Here is a 22,367-nt window from a genome sequence, read left to right as displayed (position 1 = left end):
GTAAGCGCAAAGGTTCGCGGGGTATGGATGAGTTCTGTGGTTAATTAATTCTTCGTTTACATCATTGAGGTCAGAACCGCTATAAATCTATTTTTGTGCCAAAATCACATAATCATCTAATGTATAGTGTGACAGATGCTTTTGACCAAAATACTGTTGGAGTATTGGACTCATATACAGTTGTTTTGGTAATTTTTCTCGAGCAAATTTACCAAAGTTAGCACCGGACAAAGCTGTTCTTGAACCTGTTGAAGTTAGATATTTATACCAGACTAACTCTAATCCTAGTTCTGCCAGAAATTTATGTACTACATTTTTTTCCTGTTCTTGGTTTTCAACTTGGTGAACATCGTAAACTTTGAATAACTTCTTATCCTGCACAATTAGCAGAACATAACCTGAATTTTTTAAGCTAGTGGCAAATATTTGCTTATAAGTATTATTAGCTTCAACCCTTTTAGCTGGATCTGCGAAGAAGCAGTGGGAAATTACGATAAAGTCGAAAAAGTCTTTGGGTAGATTATTCGATTCACTTTTCCAAGTAAAAAGATCAGTAGTCACAAAGCGGAAGTAAGCATTCACTGTGGTTAGGCTCGACTCTATATATCGTCGCCAAAACTGAAGTCCACGAAACTGGAAAGCATCTTGTTTTTCTAAAGAGTAGTAGGATATGTGCATTTGCGGGATATCAAAAAAACCGCTACTACTTTGGAGAAATAAAGCTAAACCATAAGCAACTGTTCCCGGCCCTGCTGCAATATCAAGGATATTAACCTTACTTGGTAGTAAAGCATCTTGATAAATGAGAAACCAAGCTAAATATACGCAATATACATTTTCTAAAAAATACTTCATAAAGTAGACATGAGGAGTTAGACTAAAACGGTACTCTGGGTCGTGTCCAATTTTTAAGTTATTAATATCATCAAAAGCGTCTTCTAGCTTAATAAATAAGTGTTTCTCAGGAATCTTACTAAATTCTTCTTTGAGATATTCAACTAGCCTTGATTCAAAATCATCAAATATCCGTTCATCAATACCAGTAGATTGCAGTTTATATTCATCGTGCTGGATTAAATTAAAAACTTTATGGATATATTTAACAAATTCCTCATCTGGCATTAAAATGAGATTATCTTTTTGCTGGGACGCTTCTGTTAGTTGTTTACTTAAAGTTTCTGTTTGTCGTTTGTATTCTTGGGAATAACGTTAAAGTTGAAGTTTATCCCTAAATAGTTTTTCTAACCATGAGAATGTTGCACCTGATTTTTGAATCTCTTGCAACTGTTGCATTGCACGTCGGATATCTCCGCGTTTTAAAGATAATTTAAACTGCTGACTTCGCCACCAATTTACCATAGGATTACTCATAACCAAATCCCTCTTTACCTTCCATAATTTCTACACCGGGGAGCCGAGAAACTAACTTTTCCTTAAATTTCATATAGCTTAATTTCTCATCCTCATACCACCAAGCGTATTTTTGCTTAATTTCTTCAGCTTCTTGGCGAGTTGATGCTATAAGAGAACGACTATCGCTAGCATGAAAAGCTTGAATTACAACCCTATCGGCAATGGCTAGTTTGTCAATAAAAGCAGTTTCATCAGTTGGTAAAGTAGGAAGTAGAGGGGTAATAGTGATAGAAATCTTGGGAACAAAACCTTTGAAATAATCAATACTTTGTTTAATTTTATTGATGGCATTTAGTCTGGCTTTAATACTGGGCGATCGCGGTTCAAAATCTTTTCTCACTAATTCGCTACCAGTGGGAATACTCATATTAATTCGCAATCGCTTAAATCGTTGTAAATAATCAATATCTCTAGTAATAATTGGGCTACGAGTTTGAATCACCAAAGTTGGAGTTGGATAACCGTCAATCCCCACATCAAGCATTACCTCCAACAATCGACGAGTCAGTTGATGTTTAGACTCAAGTGGTTGATAAGGATCAGTAACACTACTCATGTATATACTAGGAGGAAGCTGGGGATTTTTTTCATACCATTTTTTTAATTCTTTCGCTAAAATCTCAGCCGCATTTTCTTTAAAAATTACCCATTTACCCCAATCTTGGCGCATTTGAGCATTAGGGCTAAATGCAGCAGCATAGCAATAACTACAACCGTATTGACATCCCCTGTAAGGATTTAGAGTAAAATCATAATTACCAATAAAACCAGTAGCTTTTGTTAAGAGTGATTTAGCATTTTGTGCATAAACATTCACATCTCCAAATTTTTCTCGGACTAATTTGGTAGGAGTGCATTCGCAATAACCTTCATATTTTGGTTGTGCCATGTGAATCCTGATATTTATTGAGAGTCAATTAACGCACGCTACTTCTTATGATTACCATTTTTATTTTTAAATTACTTCACCAAGGTGTACGCTAGTGCGATAAACCATATAGACAAAACCACTCTCATCACGAAAGCGCTGATATAATTATTGAAACCTATCAATAAGCTGTTCGTATCCCAAGCCTTCACGCGGGAGGTAAGAAACACTCATTGCTCGTCCAATAAGTCCAGTTGAATCTAACTGTTGCCTATAAGTAAAAGTATATTCGCGGATGTTAATAAAATGGGGAGTTATTAAGAGTGGCTCTACCGACTGCATTCGAGATTCTGCTGGGTGATTATTAGATGCTTTGCGGACTATTCGACTATATTCTGTAGTCAACGCATCTTCTTGATCGCGGTTATTCCATACCACAGCCAATCGTGCTGGTGGTTTTAAAATATTGATCATCGGAATCGAATTTTATTTAAATTTGTTACAAATTATGAATCACAAGAGGAAGAAATTTTGTTGCTAACTTTAGGTTCTCACGATGACGTTTACTAAATTCACCATTATTTTTAACTAAGGCAAGCCTAATAATTAGAAAATAAGTACAGATTTTAGATGAATACCCAAAAAAGAACCCAATTATCCATTCCCCCACACTTTAACCCCGATAAAGTTAGCGAAGTTTGGCGTGTACCTTACCAAGAATGTGCCGCCAAAGCTGAAGCCTGGGCAAAACAACACGATATCAGACCTACATCTTTAGATGAAACTCGTATTTGTCTACTATTAATTGATGTCCAAAATACCTTCTGCATTCCTGGATTTGAATTATTTGTAGGTGGAAAATCTGGGAATGGGGCGGTGGATGATAACGGCAGATTGTGTGAGTTTATCTATCGTAATTTGGGAGTAATTACAAAAATTGTACCCACCCTGGATACCCATAAGGCGACGCAAATTTTCCATCCTATCTTTTGGGTGAACGCTGCGGGAGAACATCCCACCCCGGCAGCGACTAGCATCACTCCTAGAGATATCGAACAAGGTATATGGAAAGTCAACCCAGCAGTTGCTAATAGTATTACTAATGGCGATTATGAATTACTAGGAAAACACGCTTACCATTACGTTAAGCAACTAAGTCAAGACGGTAAATATCCCCTTACAGTTTGGCCTTATCATTCTATGTTGGGTGGTATTGGTCATGCTTTGGTTTCATCGGTAGAAGAAGCAGTATTTTTCCACTGCATTGCTCGTCAGAGTCAAACGCAATTTGAAATCAAAGGTGAAAATCCATTAACAGAAAATTATTCTATCTTACGTCCAGAAGTGTTGGAAGATTTTGAGCAACGTCCCCTTGCTCACAAGAACACTAATTTGATTCAGCAACTTTTAGAATTTGATGCTGTTATTATCGGTGGTCAAGCTAAAAGTCACTGCGTCGCCTGGACAATCGACGATTTATTAACAGAAATTAAACAGGTAGATGCTGCCCTTGCTCAAAAAATCTATCTATTAGAAGATTGCACTTCCCCCGTCGTTGTTCCCGGTGTTGTGGACTACACAGAACAGGCAGATGCAGCATTTACAAGGTTTGCAGAAGCAGGAATGCACATCGTAAAATCTAGCGAATCCATAGCATTTTTTTAACGCAAAGCATCGAAAAGGAACATAAAGATTTCCTCCGCGTCCCTCTGCGTTTCAAAACAAACTCATTTTTTTAAATAACCCTTGGGATCTTGCGCTACCCAACCCAGAGATGAAGTAGAACGCACTTCAAAATGGAGATGCGGTTGACTGGAAGTTGGTTTTCCACTGATGCCTACCGTTCCCAGTAAGTCTCCTTTTTTCACTTGCTGACCGAGAGTAACTTTAATGCTCTCCAGTTGGGCGTAGCGGCTTTGGAGTCCGCCACTGTGGTTGATAATGACTAACTTGCCATAAGTACCTTGATCGTTGGCAAGGGCTACAATTCCAGGCGCGATCGCTAGCACATCTGTACCCACTGCTGCTAATAAATCAACGCCGCTATGAAAGAAAACTTCACCTGTAGCAGGATTAATTTGCCAACCGTAAGGTAATGCCACAGTTACCATTTGTGCCAAGGGATATCCAGACAGGGATGCACGGTTTTGAGTACCTGCATCAGTAAGTGTAGGCGACTTACTAACAACACCATTGGGCGACCAATTTACCCCTGGAACAAACACAACTCTGGGGTCTTGTTGGCAGCCATTTACTTCAAAAAGGCTATCAGCACGAACTTTGTATTTTGCCGCCACTTGTCGCCAAGTTTGACCGCGAGGCACTTCGACTACAATCCCATTGTATGGAGGAATTTGAAGTACACTCCCGACAGTGGCAACTGTACCGTTCTGCAAAGCTGGATTCATGCCGATAATAGTTGTAGGAATGAGATTGTAGCGCTGCGCTATGCTCTCCAAAGTTTCGCCACGAACTACTTTATGGCGTTGGAAGCGAGATAAGGCTGGAGTTGGGCAACCACCGATAGCAGCGTTGGCGCTGTTGGTGTTTGGCAGTATACTTACTAGACCCAAGGCGCTAATTAAGCTACAGAGAAACAGTTGACGAAAAGGTAAAATCATGTATACAGATCGAGAGCGCATTAACTTTAGATTTTAGATGGAGAGTCTGGGAAGTGGGGAGATGAGGTGAACAAGGGAGACAATGAAAATAACCAATGCCCATTTTCTAGTAAATTGATCTGTCCACTTGCCGTTTGCTTGACTACACTTAGAAATTAGCAACTGCATTGCTGTCCTTGAGCAAAAAGATTATGAAGTTATCCTTAAAGCAACTGACGATTTATGTGTTTTTATTGGTGATCGGCGGTGGTGCAGGTTTGTTTGGCAGTCGCTATCTGCTGCCACGAAATCTCTCGTTCCAACAGTTAAAAAATGTAACAATGGCTTCGCCTCCAGAATCTGTAATGCCTAATTCTCCTAACGGAGCGATTGGGGCTAGTGGGGGCGATAATGTGAATTTTATTGCAACGGCAGTGCAGAAAGTTGGCCCGGCTGTGGTGCGAATTAATGCCACTCGCAAAGTCGCCAATCCCATCTCGGATGCTTTGAAAAACCCCCTCTTACGGCGGTTCTTTGGAGAGGATGAACAACCAATTCCCCAAGAGCGTATTGAGCGCGGGACAGGATCAGGATTTATTTTGAGCGAAAATGGAGAATTACTTACTAATGCTCATGTCGTAGCTGACACAGATACAGTACAAGTCACCCTCAAAGATGGTCGGACTTTTGAAGGTAAGGTGGTAGGAGTTGATTCTGTGACAGATGTGGCAGTAGTGAAAATAAAAGCGAATCGTTTACCCATTGTGAAACTGGGCAATTCGCAAAACTTGATACCAGGACAATGGGCGATCGCTATTGGCAATCCTCTAGGTTTAGATAATACTGTCACTATTGGCATCATCAGTGCTACGGATCGTACCAGCACTCAAGTTGGTGTCCCTGATAAGCGAGTCAGCTTTATCCAAACTGATGCCGCAATTAATCCTGGTAATTCTGGTGGCCCTTTATTAAACGCTCAAGGCGAAGTGATTGGTGTTAACACTGCCATTCGTGCTGATGCTCAAGGACTCGGTTTCGCCATCCCCATTGAAACCGCCGCCCGCATCGCCAATGAACTTTTTACCAAAGGCCATGTGGAACATCCCTTTTTGGGTATTGAAATGGCAGACCTTTCTCCCGTCAGAAAACAGCAGATTAATCAAGAGAATCAGCTTAATATTCAGCAGGAAGTTGGGATTGTGATTAAAGGACTCACAGACGATTCCCCAGCCAAGCGTGGAGGACTGCTTCCTGGAGACGTGATTCAAAAAGTTAACGGTAAACCAGTCAAAATCTCAGCCCAAGTTCAAAAGCTGGTAGAGTCAAGCAAAGTTGGGGACATTTTAGTGATTGAAGTCAACCGCAGCGGTAAAATTCAAACCTTCAAAGTACAATCAGGTGTTTATCCTGAAAGGAAGTAGTCAATAATCAATAGTCCCAGAATGTTTAACTACTGACTATTGATTATTGACCATTTGACAAATGCTCTAACTGCATTCTTTGTTCCATCTGGCGCAGAAAATATCCCGTCATCATGGCCGACGCTAGAAGCCCAGCTAAGTTCTCCCGATCTGTTGTGATTTGCACGTTGAAATTTTCTGGCGGGAGCATTCCCACAAGCCCTTGAACATTTTGCGAGATGATTTGTATAATTTCGGGGCTGGCGGACTGAGCAATCCTAGCTAAAACATCAGGAGACTGATGCTGTAGATATTTGAGTAACTGATTAGGGTATTCCTCAGAGTGGTCGGAAAGAAGTTGATTAGGGTGTTCCTCAGAGTTGTCATTCAAAAAGTCAGGATTAAACACCATTGGCAGTTTTATTTAGCTTAATTGCTAACTCTACTCTAAACCATAGTACAAGAGTAGCGCATTCACCACGGATATTAGGCATTGGGCATTGGGCATTGGGCATTGGTGATTAATTTATTCCCTATTCCCTATTCCCTATTATTTTGGTTTTAGTTCTAGTTCTAGTTCTAATTGTTCTTCCTTCTGGGTGGTGGAAAGTATTTGCGGGAGTTGTTCGATTTGGAAATACTGATGAAATTTCGGGGTTACTTGGAGTGAGTAGGAGCGAGAATCGCTGTCTCGACGTTTTCGGATGAAACCAAGTTCGACTAGTTCGGGAACGTGCTGATATACTCCTGAACCGCGCAGGTTAATCAAGTCGCTCTGGAGTATAGGACTATTCAGGGCGATCGCTGCTAAAGTCCGTAATGCACCTACACCCAATTCTACAGGTATCATAGTTTGCACCAACTCATGAAAATCAGACCGGAGTTGCAAACTGTAACCATCTGGAGTTTCTATGACCTCTAGGGCGCTATCTCGGTGGGCATAGTTGTCCATGAGTTCAATCATGCCTTCTTTGACAGTGGCGCGATCGCACGCGGCATACTCGGCAATTTCGCCGAGCGACAAGGGTTTACCCTTTAAATAGAGAATTGCTTCTATCTTGGTCGCTGTGGCTGTAATCATTTAGTCATTAGTCATTAGTCATTGGTCATTAGCGGATGACAACTAACAATCAACAAGTGTGTGGTATGGGATTGTATCTTAATAACAGTATGTCAAAATATTTTTTGACGCTCTTAAATTGGGCATTGGTTAAAGACCTACAGAAAGTTTCCCTCTACCCCTTACTTTTCTTTACCTCTTCATTTCTCTCAAAAACCTCTACTCGTGAGGATAAATTCGGCGATTGCTAAATCTTGGGGAGTCGTCACTTTTAAATTTGTCTCCTCTCCCTCGACAATTCGCACTTCAATGGCGCACTTTTCAAATAAAGCGGCATCATCAGTTACTTCCCAACCTTGACGGACACCTTCAGCATGGCACTGTTTCAACAACTTGACATCAAATGCTTGGGGAGTTTGTGCCGCCCATAGTTGTCGTCTGTCGGGTGTTTCTTGAATTATGCCTTGTTGATTGACAACTTTGATGGTGTCTTTGACGGGTACACCAGCAATTAAACCGGGACAGTGGCGAATGGCCTCGGCACAAGAGTTAAATAAATCTGGTGTGATCAGGCATCTAGCGCCATCGTGAATTAATACTTGTTCTGCGGCTTGTGGTAGCGCCTGCAAGCCCTTGTAAACAGATTCTTGACGGGTGGAGCCACCTTGAATTAATTCCACTGGTTTAGTCAGCTTCAGAGCGGCGAGAATTGCTTTCAAGTCAGACCAGTCGGCAGGTTGAGAAATAATCCCGATCCAACTAATTGTACTGGCGGCTTCTGCGGCTAACAAAGTCCAAGCAATAATTGGTTGCGATCGCACTTTCAGCAGGAGTTTATTGCGGTTACTCCCCATTCTTTTTCCGATTCCCGCAGCTGGAATTAATAAATACACAGAATTCCTCTATCTTTAAGCTATATATTTTCCCCTAAAATAGGGAGCGAGTAAGCGTCAATAAATATTATGCGAGTAATAGCCCTTGTACCTGGCGGAATTGGCGATCAAATTCTCTTCTTTCCGACTCTAGATGACTTAAAGCGCTGTTACCCTAACGCTCAGATAGATGTCGTTGTTGAACCCCGGTCAAAGGCTGCCTACCGGGTGAGTAAGTCAGTTCACGAGGTACTGACCTTTGATTTTCAAGACCGTAACAGTCTGGCAGATTGGGGCAACCTGGTGGGCACAATTCGCGATCGCGAATACGATGTTGCCATTGCTGTTAAGCAAAGTTGGTTTGTCGGTCTTCTACTCTGGTTGACGGGAATTCCCGTACGCATTAGCTACCAAGGCAAAGGATCGGTTTTTCTTACCCACGCTGTGCCATTCAAACCATCACAGTATGCGGCGGCAGTATATCACGATTTGCTGCAACCATTAAGCATAAAAACCCCTGTCCCAGAATTAGCAGTAAATGTGCCAAAACCAGATATTGAGTGGGCACAAAAGGAACAGAAACGCTTAGGGGTGCATGAAACAGGCTATATCTTGATTCATGGCGGTTCTGGTCAGTTATCCCAGGCTAAAGAACTGGATAAAATCTACCCTGTGGAAAAGTGGCAGCAAATTATTCAAGACTTCCAATATAAGCAGCCGGATCTGCCTGTGGTAGTCATTAAAGGCACTGGCGATGAGCAGTTTGTGCGATCGCTTCTGGAGTCTTCTCCAGATATCAAGGTGACTGCCCCAGATGATATTGGCAAGTTAACTGCTATGATTGCCGGGGCAAATTTGATGTTGTCTACTGATAGTGCTGCACTACAACTGAGTGTTGCAGTCCAAACTTACACTATCACCTTACTTGGACAAACTGATCCAGCTAAGTTGTTGCCGAAAAACGATAAATTCCTTGCCATTAAATCCCCTACCGGCAAAATGGCGGATATTTCACCAAACACAGTTTTGGAGAAAATTTGGGGCGGCTAAACCAGCAGTTTGTTCCAACTTCTGCAATCAGTCTATTGGATATCCAAGTTTCTGGTAAAATTATATTGTCTGCGGTAGGGCATTCCGTAGACTTAAAACAAAGCTCAACGCCTCCTAAGCAATAGCCGGATTGGAAGAGATACGCCTACAATGCAACGGTACTCCGTTCAGTGTAGGAGTATGTCACTTATGCGTTTGTTTAATGACCGCAAAACCTGGATGTGACAGCTAGATTTTGCGGTTATTCAGGATTAAAAGAAGAATACAGAATATATAGGACTAATATTCTGTATTCTGAAAATATACGTAGGGTTTATGCCTCTGGCTAACGCACCATCCAATGACTCCTGAATTCTTTCTTGTTAAAATATTTCAAAAAAAGCATCATCTAATTCATAACCCAACATTTGAGCCATAGACTTCAGCCGCGATAGACTGGGGATGCCCTGCTGTTTAAGCCAATCGCCTAAAATAAATATTTTGTGCATCAAAAATATTTCTAAGGCTTCAGGATTGTACTGAATGCCTTCTTGAGAACTGAACTGGTGCGGTACAAGCATGGCGGCATAACGCGCAAACTCTCCAGCTTTCCAATCTAGTAAAAATGCTAACCAAGGATATTTGGCATCTAGGCGCACAAACCACAGTCGCACTTCGGGAATTTCTGAGAGTTCCCGTGGATCATCAGGTTGGAGATTGTAATTGATATCAAAACGTAGCTGCTGTTCATAGGATAGAACCCCATCTTGCAGCAGTTGTTCAATCACCGTTGACGCAGGCGACAGATCCAGATTGTTAATGAAGTCGTTATTAAGTGCGATCGCAATTGTCATTGATTCAGCAGCCACTTTCTTGATGCTCAACTGTAGGATCGACAATCTAGAGTAGCAGCTTTCAGGCATTGGCGCTACATTTACCTTTAGTAGCACCAAGTCTTCTTCACGAATTAATTAGTATTTACTGATACTTTTTTGCTGATCATTGGTCAACTTATCCAAACAAGTCTGACCTTTTCAAACTTCTCTGATATTTTTGCTAGTTATAATAGATATACATCTACTTACTAGCTTTTATATGAGCCTCTGGCGATGCCTACGATACTCACTTACAGCGTATTTTGCTTAATTTTATTTAATGTAAATTTTATAATTACTCAGCTTTAACTGAAATATTACTACACGATTAACATGACATACCATCAGAATTAGCCTACTTGGGAAAGGCAACGCTGCCCCAAGGTGGACATTTACAGCAATTTTAAGTTAAAGTTGTAATGAGTTTGTTTTAGATTCAAGGTCTGAGAAAGTAGCCATCAACAAGCAAAAAAATCATTATCGTAACCTGTGACTTCCGCAGCATCAAAAGCCAAAATACAAATACAGGTAGAAGAACGGTGTGCAATATTTTTGCATATATAAAATAACGACTAAACATTGAGATGGGAAAATTCCCCCAACAGTTAATAAGCTGTAATAAATATGCAAAAACAAACAATTTCTACAAAACCAATTCGTTCTCTAGAAGATGCACTTGATCGGTGTCAAATCCTGGGTATGCGCGTCAGCCGTCAGCGTCGCTTTATTCTGGAACTACTTTGGCAAGCAAATGAACACCTTGCCGCCAGAGAGATTTATGATCGCTTGAATCAACAAGGCAAAGAGATCGGTCATACCTCTGTTTATCAAAATTTAGAAGCATTATCAAGTCAAGGCATCATTGAGTGTATTGAACGCTGTGATGGGCGTTTGTATGGCAATATCAGTGACTCTCACAGTCATGTCAACTGTATAGATACAAATCAAATTCTCGATGTTCATGTGGAACTACCAGAAGATTTTATCCGCAAAATTGAAGAACAAACAGGAGTGCGGATTACTGATTACAGTATTAACTTTTTTGGCTACCGTAACCCGCAAGAAGGCTAGGGGCAGGGGGTGTAGGGAGCAGGGAGTAATGGCTAATGACTATCATCAATGGGGTGATTGCCAAAAACTGTCTCATCATCGCTATCATCATTATCTAAATCTACTGGCAAAATTGTGCCTTCGGAGGTTTCGATTGGTCTGCTCTCAGGAGATTTGTTCCAATTAACATCTGTGTCTGACGTGATTTTTACGGTGTTTAAGAAGGGCTGCTGCGATGCCTGCGGCGGTAAACTACGCAAATGTTTTAGTCTTTGAAACGACTCTTTAGAGAATAAAGCACCATTATCGATAGCCAATTTCTTGTCAGCCTCGGCAAGAATAGCATCAAATAAGCAGGCGTTGGTCAGATTGGCTGAATTAAGATTTATACCCATGAGGTTAGCCTGTTGGAGGTTTGCACCAGTCAGGTTAGCCTGTTGGAGGTTTGCGCCTGTGAGGTTTGCTTGTTGGAGGTTTGCACCAGTCAGGTTTGCTTGTTGTAAGTTGGTTCCGACCAAATTCGCTCCGATTAACTCCGCATTGGATAAATTTGTCTGCTCAAGATTTACCTGAGTTAACATCACTTGCAATAAAGAGGCTCTTGATAAATTCAGTCCAGCCAGAGACTTTATTCGGGTTGCGAAGGCACTTTTATGCAAAATGCTTGTCCTGGCAATCAGCATACTCAGCGCCTCTGGATTGAATTCTGCTAAATTGACTGGATTACCACAAGGATAAAAAGGAACTTTTGTTTCTTGGTAGCAAGCACAAAGCAATAAAAACACATTCAGTCCCACCGCAGCATTCACCTGTTCAACATTCAACGGGTTTTGCAGTGCGTGAAAAGAAGTCAAAGCTTTGTGTGCTATCCCCTCATCTAACCATCGACCTTGACAATAAGCACGCCAGAAAGATAGAAGACGTTGAAACAAAACTTCAAAGGAAAATCTGTGCTTTTGCTCTCGTCGCAATCCTTCAATAGTGAGTTCTTCAATTTCTTGACTAAGTATCCCGTAACCTAGTAAGTTGTAAATATGCTGGGCTACGCTACTGGGAGAATCAAGCACAAAAGTCAGCGTACCATAAGCCTCATCTTGATACTGAGTTAGAAATTTAAGTTGGGCAGTAATAGCTTCCGCACAAAGAAATTCTCCTAACTTAATATGCGAAAACTCAATTAAAGTAATTTCTGCGGGGCTTTCTAAATCTCGAATTTTAAAATAAAACCCTGGTAAGTTATTAGATTCACTAGCTACATTAATTTGATGACGTTGGGAGTGTAAAATTTTTAGAGCGATCGCTTGCATCTCCTCAAGTATATTTTGAGGATGACGACCAGCGAGTAAATTAGCGATCGCTTCTGGAGTCCGATGGATATGAGCCGATCCTGAGCGTAGTAACATTGTCTTGATCCCAGCAGTTAGCGGATAGCCTAACAACCATCGACTCAGGCGATGATAAATTTCCCATAACAGAAAAGACTTTTGGGTGTTAGTAGTTAACTGCAATAGTTCATCATCAAGCAGTCCGTCGCGGTGCAAAATACCCAGCAAATGCAGCATTAAAGGTTGACGGACAAGGGCAGATATTTCGGAAAACTTTGATTGGCTGGCAAATAAACCTGCCTGTTTTAAGAATGTAAAGTAATTTTGAGCGATCGCCAACGATTGCACTTTTGTCCATTGCTGAAACCATCGTTTGAGTTCCTCCACATCCAACGGCTGAATACTAATTCGCCTCAATGGCAGCGATATTTCTGGGGCGATTTCCTGTAATGTGGTTGAGCGACTCGTTAACACAATTTTGTGCCGGTGTTGAGATTGAAAGTTCAGTAATTGCTGAATAAAAATTGCTTGTGTTCTTATACCTTGAGCAGAAGGGGGCAGTTCATCTAGACCATCCAGCAGCAATAGACACCGAGGATTTTCTTGCGCCAACCAAGTCGAAAGATTAATCCCAAAAGCAGAATTCAGGGTTTCGGTTAAAGTTTTGCCGTATGTTACATCCCGTAACCTAATTCCTATAGGCATCCAAGCAGGATATAATTCCTGTGCAACCTCTGCTGCCCAAAGTTGGCAAAAACTAGTTTTTCCATAACCAGGTTCCGACTCAATAATTGCGATCGTTTCTAAATCAGCTAGCTGTTGCTGCGCCCATGTCTTTAAATCAACTGGTTTAACAATTTTTTTATCCTGCTCAGAAATACTCTCCTCTATTGGTAAACCTTTTTGTGGCACATAGATATCCTTAAGGGCAAAGGATTCCATGAACAATGGCATACTGAGGTTTTTAATTAAACTTGCACGATAATATTCTCGGTGCAAATCAATTTTCTCACTCACTGTAGAACCAACTTCTGGGGTGATAAAACTGGGAGAGAATGAAATTCCTAACCGAACAAATTTTTGCAGTTGGGCTAAAGGAGCAGCATTGTCAGTAACAACTACTAGTAAGTTACCAGCAAGTGAGTTGACCAAACGCTGTGTTAAGAGTTTAGCTTCAGGTGACTCTGCACCATTAGCAATTAACCAAGCGATGACAGCGTTGTTAATTTGTTGCACCAGTAAGGAATCTGCAACCAAAGACAGTGCTTGTTCAGCTTGAGTGTCAGTCAATTTACCTGGGCTAAGAGTTTTGAGTAATCCTTGCAGTTGAGGATCTTGGAGGGTGAGTTTACCTACGTCTTTTTTAAGGAAGTTTGATTGAATGGGTATACTTGCTCGGTCTAGCCACGGTCTTTGCAATTTTTCTTCCTGCTGTAGAATCGCTTGCAGAGCTTGAAGATAGGCAATTTGAAACGCTAGCCATGTGCCTTCGTTACGTTTTAACGGTTTTTTGTGGCTGAGGCTACGCAACAGGTTGTCTGTCAACTGGGAAATAACATTAATTTCTTCCCAAACAATACCTAAGGGCAGTTCTAAGACCTCTACCAAGGTACAGATATCAAAAGGCATTAGGCTTTTGACTTCCATATCCTGAACAATACGGTAGGCAATACCTGCCAATTGCCCCGGCGAAAATCCGCTGATTTGATTGATTGCGATGTAGCGTTCTGCCAACCAGTGCCGAATACTGAGGTTCATTTAATTACACAGTGAAGGCTGCCTATGGCAATTATGCTCGATTTATCAGTTGGCGAAAACAAGTAACAATGGAAAAGACAAAGTTTTGGATCAAAGCTGTTTTCTGATTGGTAAAAAACAGTGCTTGCGTAATTGAGTAGACTATGAGCGATCGCCCTTTAAAATTATTGTTAATCGACCAAGACCCGATTTTTCGTCTGGGGTTACAGGTAGCTCTGGAAGCAATTCCTGACTTGGAAGCGATCGCAGTGATAGAAAGTTATACTGCTTCCTTGCAGATTTTAGCAGAAATTGCCCAAGCAGACCCTAACCAGGTAAATTTGGTCGTTTTAGAATTAGGTAATGGTCGCTCCACTAGCAGCCAGCAGTTAGGTTTACAATTCTGTCGGCAACTTAGAGCCTTATATTCCAACCTACCCATTTTGCTCCTTAGTTCTGTTCAAGAACCAGGACTGCTATTAGCTGCAAAATCTGTTGGTATTAATGGCTACTGCCCCAAAGGCACACCACTTCTTGAATTAGTCGCTGTCATGCGAGAAGTTGCAGATGGTGGTTCCTATTGGTTTCGAGAGACGGAAGCAATCATAACTCCTAACTCCTGTACAGACGCGATTAATCGCGTCTCTCCTCACTCCCCACTCCCTTTATTCAAGCTACGAAACAATTTACGTTTGTCAGGAATTGGTCACATTGACGCTACTTTAGCGGCGGTAACAGCACAATTACAAGTTCCCGGACTACCAGTACTAGATCGAGCAATTCTGGCTGGACATCGGCGAGAACTGCTAGCGACTCGTTGGTTGCTAAATCGGTTGTTGGTTTCACTACAAGAAAGGCAAGAGGAACATATCGCGCTTGCTGATCAGCCGTCTCTGATTCCTTTATTGAGTAGTGCCATTCAACAAAGGCAAACTGTGCCACCTTTACTTAGTCCGGGAGCTATACAATCTGCCTTATTTGCATCTTGCATTACAAAACTTCAATTTCCTTTACAAAATGTCACAGATATACCTTTAGAAATTGACATTTTTCGTGAAGATAAAAAACGGGAATTACTTTATTTGATCCTACAAAAATTGGCTGAACAATTGGATGAACTGCGAGCTTCTCAAATCGAGATAAATCAATTATATGAGGTAAAAAATATTTTGATCGGCGATTTATGGCAAGCAGCAATTGCAGATTTTTTCGGGAAGTTTTCACGGATAAAATTAGGAAATAAAAATATAGAGATTGTTAATTTATTATTACAAAATATGGAAATTGTGCAAAGAGATATTTTTAATAAAATTCCGCTAGTTTGTGAGTTGTATTCTTATCTGCTATTTCAAACAGAATTGTACATTGATAATGCTTCCTATCCAGTAGTGAGCGCTGAAGCCAAGTCCCAAGCATTAATGATTTTAGAGAACTTGTTGATTCAGGTAGCGAATGGGGTAGTGCAACCACTACTAAACTCTTTAGCAGATGTAGAAGAGATTAAGCAATATTTTTATGGACGACAATTGATTTCTACAAGAGAAATTGAACGATTTAGAAATGATTTGTCGTGGAAATATCGTTTAAAAAATTATATAAATGAGCCAAAAGCAGTTTTTGAAAGTCGCTACGAACTATTTGTAATTGTGCCTCGCGGTATTGCTAATACTACAGTTTACGCTCCTCGAAATCAGGAGTTAGCAAAACTTTCTAATGTTCCTTTATTTGTGACATTGCTCCTAGAATTTAGTGATGCGATCGCACCGCGTTTAAAATCACTAGTAGCTTTTGTAGGTAGCGGTATAGTCTTCATTCTCACTCAAGTAATTGGTCGAGGTTTAGGTCTAATAGGTCGTGGTATTCTGCAAGGTATTGGTAGTGTTAAGTTACCAGAAAAGAACCTCAAACGAAATAGCGATCGACCTAAGTGAAGAAGTAGGGGAGCAGGGGAGGTACGGGGAGAAAGAATGACCAATGACCAATGATCAATGACCAATGACCAATGACCAATGACTAATGACTAATGACTAATGACAAACAATGATTTTATCGGGCTAGCAATTTCCTATGGTTACGCAACTGGTCTGCTTGTCATTGGCGAGGGACTACGTAGGCTGTTTTCTGTGAAGCCAGATTTGACCCGCAAGGTGATCCATATTGGTGCGGGGATGTGGGTTTTCGGCGTATTGTTGTTGTTTAACCATTGGGAAATCGGAATTATACCTTTTGCTACCTTTATCGGACTCAACTACCTGTTTTACCGCTACCGAATCATCGGCGCAATGGATACTGAGGATAGCTCACCTGGCACAATTTACTTCGCTATCTCAGTGACGCTACTGTTCGGGCTATTGTGGCGACCAAACAGCCCAATAGATGGCGCTGCGATCGCTGTTGCTGGGATAATGGCGATGACCTGGGGTGATGCATTGGCAGCATTAATCGGCAGACGGTTTGGGAAGCATAAATACCAAGTCGGAAATTCTGTGCGTTCTTGGGAAGGTTCGGCAGCAATGTTTGTAGCGAGTACAGCGGTTATTTTCCTCGTGCTGTTGCTGCTACCGGGTTCATCGCTGAGTCCTCTAGCAAAGCCTTTAAGTTTAGGATGGGCTTTGTTGACGGCGGTTATAACTGCTACTTTTGCAACTTTAGCAGAGGCAGTCTCACCCCACGGCACAGATAACCTCAGCGTACCACTGGTAGCGGCGGGGGTTGTATGGGTTGTGATGCAGGGGTTTTAAAGCAAATTTGTAGAAGATTACCTTGTTCAAGTTTATACCGAAAAGTTTTTGATTTATCTGAGCCTCGGTTTTGTTTCCACAACCATGATTTTTAATTGTCAGGTATATTTGCTGATATTCTGCTTCACTTTAAAATTCCCTACTTTGGCTATTTCCTCGTGCGATCGCAAATTGAAGTCTATAGAGATTCAGTAATCTGTTGTTGTAGTTGTTGCACTTCCTCAATCGACAAGCCTGTTATAGAAGCAATAATATTGATTGTTACTCCTTAGCGGAAAAAATCACTCTAATTTCATCGCAATAATACATAATTTATGTTTTTTGTATTTTTAATTCACATTGTTGAAAAATATAATTTACTGCGGCAAATAATTTATCTAAATCTTGAATTACATACAAATTTTTATTCCGAGTAAACACATCAGCAATCAACTTTCCAAATTGCCATATTTTTCCGTTAGAAACAATCCCAAAAACCTCGCTGACAAAATCATCATTAATTCGCTGCACTGCAATCATTTCAGCTAAACACTGACCCCAACCTTCTTCAAATTTGTCTTGTTTAGCTTCAACCATCAAAAAATAAGGTTTATCAAAAACAATCGTACCTAGAGGGTTTCTCTGTGTCACCGTATAATATGGAACCCCTGATAAATCTTCATCATAAACTAATGTTTCATGACTCCAAAGTGTTAAGTTACTTCGGTAAAGTTTCCATACTTCTTTCAACACTGGATAGATGAGATTTTCACAAATAGCATCTTCAGAATTATCAATAACTCCATCCATAAATAGCAAATCTAATTCTTCTCTGAAAGATTCTTTAACAGGAAAATCTATTTCCAACATAAAGTTAGACTGGACATACTTGATTTGAAATTTTTTTATGACTGTACTAATACTTTTATAATTACTAAATGCCATTTTAATTTTATAGCTCCTAACTCACAAATTCCAATTGCGGCGGAAATGCAAAAAACCTTCCATAAACTCTTGTAAAGCAACGTTGCTATTTAACTTTTGCTGACTCCACTCTCTTGCTGTTTGTTCTAGAATTTCTGAAAAACTGGGATAGACGGGAGATAAATTTGCTAAATGCTCGACTTTAATCTTTTGAGAAATTGCTAAACCAATCAAATTAATCAACTCTCCAGCCTCTGCCCCCAATACTGAAGCTCCCAAAATTTCGCCGTTGCGTAGCACAATTAATTTACACATACCAGTGGTTTCGTTCTGGAGTTGGGCTGCTGTCACTGTTTTAAAATAATGCCGCAAAACTAAAACTTCATCTCGACCAAATTGGCGTTTTGCCTGTGCCTCTGTCAAACCCACTTGTGCCAGCATCGGCACAGTAAATATCGCCCAAGGAATAGACTGATAATTGACTCGTAACTTGGGGAAAAAGAGGGCATTTTTCAGGGCAATTTTTGCTTCATAATTAGCAATATTGGCAAAGTCGTAACCACCAATTACATCACCACAAGCATAAATGCGGTGGTTAGTGGTTTGCAGTTGATCATTCACCACTAAGCTACGCCGATGCCATTTCACATCTACTGATGCCAAATTTAGGGATTCCAGATTCGGCTGTTGTCCAGTAACTACTAAAATTTCATCAGTTTCAATTGCCTTATCTCCTGCCTGAATCCACTTTTTACCCTCAATTCGCCTCACCTGAATTACTGGTTTTTCGGTGAGGACGCGCACACCTTCAACTTCTAACTGTGCCTGAAGCAGTATGGCTAACTCAGGGTCAATAAAGGGTAGAATATGGCGATGTTTGACTACCAGCGTCACATTGTAACCAAACCGCGCCAAAGTTTGAGCGATTTCAATGCTTTGGGGAATCCCGCCAATAATTACCCAATTTTTGGGTGATGTTGCTCCGTTTAGGAATTGCCAAATATTAGATAAAGTAAAGTAGCCAGTAGCTTCTAATCCGTCAATTTCGGGAATTTCTGGACGCGAACCACTGGCGAGTAAATAAGTACGTGCTAGTAGCAGGCGATTGTTAAGAGCAAAAGCCAGTTGTGGTGAGGATTGGAATTGACCACTGCCAACAATAACATCGACTCCTCGCGCCGCTAAAATGGCGGGTGAATACTGCTCTTCGAGATTTGAGGCGACAGATTGAGCATACAACATCGCCTCTTGCCATGCTAAAGATATATGGCATTTTTCTGAGCTATTAGTATGTGTGGCATGAATACCAAAACCAGTCGCATCACCCAACTGCTGCGCCAGTTTACCAATTTTGCTAAGAGCATAGTGATGAATAAACCCGTAGTTTACTTTGGGTTCCACCAAGGCAACTGTAGCACGTAGTTCTGTAGCAGCAAGGGCAGCATAGTATCCAGCAAGACTACCGCCAATAATTACAACATCGTAGTCAATAGTCATTAGTCATTAGTCATTAGTCATTAGTCATTAGTCATTAGTCATTAGTCATTAGTCATTAGTCATTAGTCAGTGGAAAATAAGAAACAACTGACCACTAACAAGAAAATTCAGCACTCAGCGTAGCGCTGTTAGTAAGCGTTGGTTGTCTGACTGGGAACGTACAGCAACCCGGAAAAAGCGATCGCCTAGTTCTTTAAAACTAAGGCAATCACGGATTAAAATCTGATGATGTATGAGTAATTGTTGCTGTAACTGCGAAGTAGACTCTTGGGACTCAACCAATAGAAAGTTAACAGCACTAGCTTGGGGTTGCAATCCTGGTATTTCAGCCAAACCCTGAAAGAGTTGGTTTCGTGCAGGTGGTAGCCATGCCCAAGTTTGCTGTTGAAACTCTGTATCCTGGAGTGCCGCAATTGCCGCCGCCGCCGCTAGCGTGTTTACAGGCCAAGGGTCACGCCATAGCTGCCATTTAGCCAGAAGGTCGGGATGTGCGATCGCATATCCCAGTCGCAGCCCTGGAAGACTGTAAAATTTGGTCAGCGATCGCAATACTACTAAATTCGCATATTCTTGCACCACTGAAATCAGGCTTTGTTCCTCATCAGGTGGCACAAAATCCATAAATGCTTCATCTACCACAACCAAAGCAAACTGCTCCAAGTAGGGCAAAATAGAGTCCCGCGAAAATAGTTTTCCAGTTGGGTTGTGCGGGTTATTCAGCAACAGTCCTTTGTCCTTTGTCCTTTGTCCTTTGTCAATGACCAATAACAAAGGAGACTCCAGCACTTTAGCCTCATACGCCCCCAAGGTTCGGTAGTAGTCGCCAAAGGCTGGAGTGATTAAAATTGTTGCGGCTAATTGAGCTAATTCCCTACCGATCAAAGTAAGTAATTCTGCGGAGCCGTTACCCGGCAGAATCCACTCAGGCGGCAGTTGATGGAAGTGACTGAGAGCTAGTCTCAGTTCACTATAGTTTGGGTCTGGATAGTGCCTAAGATTACCTATTTGGGACATGATAGCAGCGATCGCGCTGTTTGGAGGTCCCAAAGGGCTGATGCTAGCAGAAAAATCCAGAATAGCATCAGGGGGACAGCCAGCCAGTGCTGCTGCCCAGGCTAAATTTCCCCCGTGTGCAGGTTGCCGCATTAAAAAAGGGTTCCCGAAAACAGAACCTATACTTTTGGGGGTGCTACCTTTTCTCTAAACAGTTTTCCTGCCGAGAACGCAGGAACCCTGGTCGCTGGAATTTCCATCTTTTCATTTGTCTTCGGGTTGCGACCTTCGCGGGCTTTACGTTCCCGTGATTCAAATGAGCCAAATCCCACCAACGTCACCTTATTACCAGAGGAAACCGCTTCCACAATCTCATCCAAAGCGGCACTTAAGACTGCATCCGCTTGTTTCTTGGTAACACTAGCTTTTTCAGCTATAGCATCAACTAATTCACCTTTGTTCATATCAAACTCCTAAAGTTTACTTGAGATTCTTTACGGATGTACCTTGATACATCTGTACTGAAATCTCTGTTTGCAGAAATACAAAAGTCATCCTTTGAGAGTATTTTTACTCAAAACGGCTGTACATCCCATCGGCTCGACTTTTCAATGAATCATTCTAAGGTGTTGTAGCCTGATGTGGGTAGATGAAACCATTAATTTATATAGATTTCAGGATTTTTTGTAGTTTTAGGGTAGTTGTTTCACTAAAAACCACCCAAAAGTAGGAAAAAATACTTAGTAAAAACCGTAATTGCGAGTGGAACACGGAAATAGGGAGGTGGGAGATGGTTGTATTTGTTGGGATTAATTACCGATGTTGAAGATTTATTGCTGAGATTAAGCAATTTTTATGAAAGTTGGAGGCTTATATCTCTAACTTATTAAGAAGTTAAGGATCTTGTAGTTCACAAAAGACACCTTACAAATACAAGATTTAGGCAAACAATAGCCGAAACCCTAATTTTCGAGCCGTCTACGCTATTTTACTAAGACTTACGCACTATAGAAATTAACCGTGATGTAAATTAACGAAAATAGGTCGTTTCAGGCTTTTATTAATTATCCTTATGATGCCTACGGCGGTAAACTACGTAAATAGACCACGCTGTAAGGGTTTAGCAATGCTAAACCCTTACGAAAGATGTGGCTTTCAACAGTATCCATATTTGGTATTTCTTGTCAATGCGTAAGTCCTATTTACTATTTCCCAGCAGAAATATTTTGTTGCACCCAAGCCCGAAAAGCGCGGGTAGTAGCAATTTCCCCGTTCTTTTTGGCTTCTTGGATAAACCGGGGAATCTCCTTGACTGACACAGGCGCAAAAGTAGGGCTGGTTAAGACTTCTGAGTATTGTTCACCTGCAAGGGTGTAAACTCGCAACACACTGCCGTTATAACGCCAAAATTCGGGGACTGCGATCGCAGCATAAAGTCTAAGCTTGTCTATTGCAGACCTGGAATATTCCACCTCTAGCACTAGGTCTGGGGGTGGGTCAATAGCTATGTTAATATTTTCTTGATCTCGAACTAACGCTTCATTTTGGATGTAGTAGCTACTATCTGGCTCAACTCCCTTCTCTAAATCATCTCGCGTTAAAGTTAGCGAACCAGCGCGTTTAATTTCCCAGCCCAACTCTTCGCACAGCACGCCAACAAAAACCTCTATTAAGCGATTTGAGTTCTCGTGTGGCATTTGTGGGGTGATAATTTCTATTGTTCCATTGTCATAAGCAAATCGGGAATTACGCTCTGAACCCATTTCAGCCAGCATAGTTTTAAATGTTTGCCAGCTAATATTTTGGAGTAAAACCCTATTTTCTACGGGTGTTGTTATCGCCACCATAGTTTAGTTCTCCACAACAAACCTTTTCCATTACTGTACCCCTTAATATTACAGTTAAGGCTAGAACCGTGAATCGAGCCAAGGTAAAAAAGCGATATGATCGAAACGACTATTAGGGGCAATAAATTATGACTCAAGCCATACCCAAACTAGTAAC

General features: G+C 41.2%; 21 protein-coding genes. 6 read left to right on the top strand and 15 right to left on the bottom strand.

What is annotated here, in order from left to right; all coding sequences use genetic code 11:
- Positions 1 to 87: 87 nt before the first annotated feature.
- From ACEW80_RS32075 to ACEW80_RS32060, 4 genes are all read right to left on the bottom strand, one after another.
- Positions 88 to 1,122, bottom strand: coding sequence for a photosystem II assembly protein (locus ACEW80_RS32075; protein WP_373530482.1), 1,035 nt, complete (start codon positions 1,120 to 1,122; stop codon positions 88 to 90).
- 87 nt (positions 1,123 to 1,209) lie between these two features.
- Positions 1,210 to 1,371: a hypothetical protein gene (locus tag ACEW80_RS32070; protein WP_373530481.1), complete on the bottom strand. Its 162-nt coding sequence runs from the start codon at positions 1,369 to 1,371 to the stop codon at positions 1,210 to 1,212.
- Positions 1,364 to 2,302, bottom strand: a complete 939-nt coding sequence (locus tag ACEW80_RS32065) for a radical SAM protein (RefSeq protein WP_373530480.1) — start codon at positions 2,300 to 2,302, stop codon at positions 1,364 to 1,366. Before ACEW80_RS32065 ends, ACEW80_RS32070 begins: the two co-directional genes overlap by 8 nt.
- Positions 2,303 to 2,449: 147 nt before the next feature.
- Entirely contained in the window at positions 2,450 to 2,755 is a 306-nt protein-coding gene (locus tag ACEW80_RS32060) for a hypothetical protein (protein ID WP_373530479.1), read from the bottom strand.
- A 156-nt stretch (positions 2,756 to 2,911) separates the two neighbouring features.
- Here ACEW80_RS32060 and ACEW80_RS32055 point away from each other — a divergent pair, with 156 nt between their 5' ends.
- Entirely contained in the window at positions 2,912 to 3,946 is a 1,035-nt protein-coding gene (locus ACEW80_RS32055; protein ID WP_373530478.1) for an isochorismatase, read from the top strand.
- A 62-nt stretch (positions 3,947 to 4,008) separates the two neighbouring features.
- Here the strand turns inward: ACEW80_RS32055 and ACEW80_RS32050 are convergent, their stop codons facing one another.
- Entirely contained in the window at positions 4,009 to 4,902 is an 894-nt protein-coding gene (locus ACEW80_RS32050; protein ID WP_373530477.1) for a LysM peptidoglycan-binding domain-containing M23 family metallopeptidase, read from the bottom strand.
- Between the two features lie 191 nt (positions 4,903 to 5,093).
- On the opposite strand from ACEW80_RS32050, the gene ACEW80_RS32045 reads away from it, so the two are divergent.
- Positions 5,094 to 6,302, top strand: coding sequence for an HhoA/HhoB/HtrA family serine endopeptidase (locus ACEW80_RS32045; RefSeq protein ID WP_373530476.1), 1,209 nt, complete (start codon positions 5,094 to 5,096; stop codon positions 6,300 to 6,302).
- A gap of 43 nt (positions 6,303 to 6,345) precedes the next feature.
- Here the strand turns inward: ACEW80_RS32045 and ACEW80_RS32040 are convergent, their stop codons facing one another.
- The 3 genes from ACEW80_RS32040 to ispD form a co-directional block, all read right to left on the bottom strand.
- Entirely contained in the window at positions 6,346 to 6,693 is a 348-nt protein-coding gene (locus tag ACEW80_RS32040) for a DUF760 domain-containing protein (protein ID WP_373530475.1), read from the bottom strand.
- 138 nt (positions 6,694 to 6,831) lie between these two features.
- Complete coding sequence (scpB, locus tag ACEW80_RS32035; RefSeq protein ID WP_373530474.1) at positions 6,832 to 7,362, bottom strand: SMC-Scp complex subunit ScpB; 531 nt, start codon at positions 7,360 to 7,362, stop codon at positions 6,832 to 6,834.
- A 188-nt stretch (positions 7,363 to 7,550) separates the two neighbouring features.
- A complete protein-coding gene (gene ispD, locus ACEW80_RS32030; protein ID WP_373530473.1) occupies positions 7,551 to 8,234 on the bottom strand; it encodes a 2-C-methyl-D-erythritol 4-phosphate cytidylyltransferase in 684 nt (227 codons plus the stop codon).
- Positions 8,235 to 8,303: 69 nt separating this feature from the next.
- Here ispD and ACEW80_RS32025 point away from each other — a divergent pair, with 69 nt between their 5' ends.
- Positions 8,304 to 9,263 (top strand): glycosyltransferase family 9 protein, encoded by a 960-nt coding sequence (locus tag ACEW80_RS32025; protein ID WP_373530472.1) that lies wholly within the window; start codon positions 8,304 to 8,306, stop codon positions 9,261 to 9,263.
- Positions 9,264 to 9,625: 362 nt separating this feature from the next.
- On the opposite strand, the gene ACEW80_RS32020 is transcribed toward ACEW80_RS32025, so the two are convergent.
- Complete coding sequence (locus ACEW80_RS32020) at positions 9,626 to 10,096, bottom strand: CRR6 family NdhI maturation factor (RefSeq protein ID WP_373530483.1); 471 nt, start codon at positions 10,094 to 10,096, stop codon at positions 9,626 to 9,628.
- 645 nt (positions 10,097 to 10,741) lie between these two features.
- On the opposite strand from ACEW80_RS32020, the gene ACEW80_RS32015 reads away from it, so the two are divergent.
- Complete coding sequence (locus ACEW80_RS32015; protein ID WP_373530471.1) at positions 10,742 to 11,188, top strand: Fur family transcriptional regulator; 447 nt, start codon at positions 10,742 to 10,744, stop codon at positions 11,186 to 11,188.
- A 32-nt stretch (positions 11,189 to 11,220) separates the two neighbouring features.
- Here the strand turns inward: ACEW80_RS32015 and ACEW80_RS32010 are convergent, their stop codons facing one another.
- Positions 11,221 to 14,250 (bottom strand): pentapeptide repeat-containing protein, encoded by a 3,030-nt coding sequence (locus tag ACEW80_RS32010; protein ID WP_373530470.1) that lies wholly within the window; start codon positions 14,248 to 14,250, stop codon positions 11,221 to 11,223.
- 143 nt (positions 14,251 to 14,393) lie between these two features.
- Between ACEW80_RS32010 and ACEW80_RS32005 the strand changes: the two genes are divergently transcribed.
- Positions 14,394 to 16,160: a DUF3685 domain-containing protein gene (locus ACEW80_RS32005; RefSeq protein ID WP_373530469.1), complete on the top strand. Its 1,767-nt coding sequence runs from the start codon at positions 14,394 to 14,396 to the stop codon at positions 16,158 to 16,160.
- A 99-nt stretch (positions 16,161 to 16,259) separates the two neighbouring features.
- Positions 16,260 to 16,970, top strand: a complete 711-nt coding sequence (locus ACEW80_RS32000; RefSeq protein ID WP_373530468.1) for a diacylglycerol/polyprenol kinase family protein — start codon at positions 16,260 to 16,262, stop codon at positions 16,968 to 16,970.
- A 312-nt stretch (positions 16,971 to 17,282) separates the two neighbouring features.
- On the opposite strand, the gene ACEW80_RS31995 is transcribed toward ACEW80_RS32000, so the two are convergent.
- The 5 genes from ACEW80_RS31995 to ACEW80_RS31975 form a co-directional block, all read right to left on the bottom strand.
- Positions 17,283 to 17,894, bottom strand: a complete 612-nt coding sequence (locus ACEW80_RS31995; RefSeq protein ID WP_373530467.1) for a hypothetical protein — start codon at positions 17,892 to 17,894, stop codon at positions 17,283 to 17,285.
- Positions 17,895 to 17,915: 21 nt separating this feature from the next.
- Entirely contained in the window at positions 17,916 to 19,370 is a 1,455-nt protein-coding gene (locus ACEW80_RS31990; RefSeq protein WP_373530466.1) for an NAD(P)/FAD-dependent oxidoreductase, read from the bottom strand.
- 114 nt (positions 19,371 to 19,484) lie between these two features.
- Complete coding sequence (gene cobD / locus ACEW80_RS31985) at positions 19,485 to 20,516, bottom strand: threonine-phosphate decarboxylase CobD (RefSeq protein WP_373530465.1); 1,032 nt, start codon at positions 20,514 to 20,516, stop codon at positions 19,485 to 19,487.
- A 26-nt stretch (positions 20,517 to 20,542) separates the two neighbouring features.
- Entirely contained in the window at positions 20,543 to 20,827 is a 285-nt protein-coding gene (locus tag ACEW80_RS31980) for an HU family DNA-binding protein (protein ID WP_373530464.1), read from the bottom strand.
- 741 nt (positions 20,828 to 21,568) lie between these two features.
- Positions 21,569 to 22,210, bottom strand: a complete 642-nt coding sequence (locus ACEW80_RS31975) for a Uma2 family endonuclease (RefSeq protein WP_373530463.1) — start codon at positions 22,208 to 22,210, stop codon at positions 21,569 to 21,571.
- Between the last annotated feature and the right edge of the window lie 157 nt (positions 22,211 to 22,367).

Source organism: Nostoc sp., from assembly GCF_041747015.1.
In the GTDB taxonomy this organism is placed as follows: Bacteria; Cyanobacteriota; Cyanobacteriia; order Cyanobacteriales; family Nostocaceae; genus Nostoc.
This window is presented reverse-complemented; position numbering and strand designations above follow the sequence as displayed.

What these genes read in the sequence shown, in the direction of transcription:
- scpB (WP_373530474.1), bottom strand. Translation starts at nt 7,362, where the DNA reads ATGATTACAGCCACAGCGACCAAGATAGAAGCAATTCTCTATTTAAAG.
- ACEW80_RS32050 (WP_373530477.1), bottom strand. Translation starts at nt 4,902, where the DNA reads ATGATTTTACCTTTTCGTCAACTGTTTCTCTGTAGCTTAATTAGCGCC.
- ACEW80_RS32065 (WP_373530480.1), bottom strand. Translation starts at nt 2,302, where the DNA reads ATGGCACAACCAAAATATGAAGGTTATTGCGAATGCACTCCTACCAAA.
- ACEW80_RS31980 (WP_373530464.1), bottom strand. Translation starts at nt 20,827, where the DNA reads ATGAACAAAGGTGAATTAGTTGATGCTATAGCTGAAAAAGCTAGTGTT.
- ACEW80_RS31975 (WP_373530463.1), bottom strand. Translation starts at nt 22,210, where the DNA reads ATGGTGGCGATAACAACACCCGTAGAAAATAGGGTTTTACTCCAAAAT.
- ACEW80_RS32020 (WP_373530483.1), bottom strand. Translation starts at nt 10,096, where the DNA reads ATGACAATTGCGATCGCACTTAATAACGACTTCATTAACAATCTGGAT.
- ACEW80_RS32075 (WP_373530482.1), bottom strand. Translation starts at nt 1,122, where the DNA reads ATGCCAGATGAGGAATTTGTTAAATATATCCATAAAGTTTTTAATTTA.
- ACEW80_RS32045 (WP_373530476.1), top strand. Translation starts at nt 5,094, where the DNA reads ATGAAGTTATCCTTAAAGCAACTGACGATTTATGTGTTTTTATTGGTG.
- ACEW80_RS32010 (WP_373530470.1), bottom strand. Translation starts at nt 14,250, where the DNA reads ATGAACCTCAGTATTCGGCACTGGTTGGCAGAACGCTACATCGCAATC.
- ACEW80_RS32055 (WP_373530478.1), top strand. Translation starts at nt 2,912, where the DNA reads ATGAATACCCAAAAAAGAACCCAATTATCCATTCCCCCACACTTTAAC.
- ACEW80_RS32015 (WP_373530471.1), top strand. Translation starts at nt 10,742, where the DNA reads ATGCAAAAACAAACAATTTCTACAAAACCAATTCGTTCTCTAGAAGAT.
- ACEW80_RS32070 (WP_373530481.1), bottom strand. Translation starts at nt 1,371, where the DNA reads ATGAGTAATCCTATGGTAAATTGGTGGCGAAGTCAGCAGTTTAAATTA.
- ACEW80_RS32000 (WP_373530468.1), top strand. Translation starts at nt 16,260, where the DNA reads ATGACAAACAATGATTTTATCGGGCTAGCAATTTCCTATGGTTACGCA.
- ACEW80_RS32005 (WP_373530469.1), top strand. Translation starts at nt 14,394, where the DNA reads ATGAGCGATCGCCCTTTAAAATTATTGTTAATCGACCAAGACCCGATT.
- ACEW80_RS31990 (WP_373530466.1), bottom strand. Translation starts at nt 19,370, where the DNA reads ATGACTATTGACTACGATGTTGTAATTATTGGCGGTAGTCTTGCTGGA.
- ACEW80_RS32040 (WP_373530475.1), bottom strand. Translation starts at nt 6,693, where the DNA reads ATGGTGTTTAATCCTGACTTTTTGAATGACAACTCTGAGGAACACCCT.
- cobD (WP_373530465.1), bottom strand. Translation starts at nt 20,516, where the DNA reads ATGCGGCAACCTGCACACGGGGGAAATTTAGCCTGGGCAGCAGCACTG.
- ACEW80_RS31995 (WP_373530467.1), bottom strand. Translation starts at nt 17,894, where the DNA reads ATGGCATTTAGTAATTATAAAAGTATTAGTACAGTCATAAAAAAATTT.
- ACEW80_RS32025 (WP_373530472.1), top strand. Translation starts at nt 8,304, where the DNA reads ATGCGAGTAATAGCCCTTGTACCTGGCGGAATTGGCGATCAAATTCTC.
- ACEW80_RS32060 (WP_373530479.1), bottom strand. Translation starts at nt 2,755, where the DNA reads ATGATCAATATTTTAAAACCACCAGCACGATTGGCTGTGGTATGGAAT.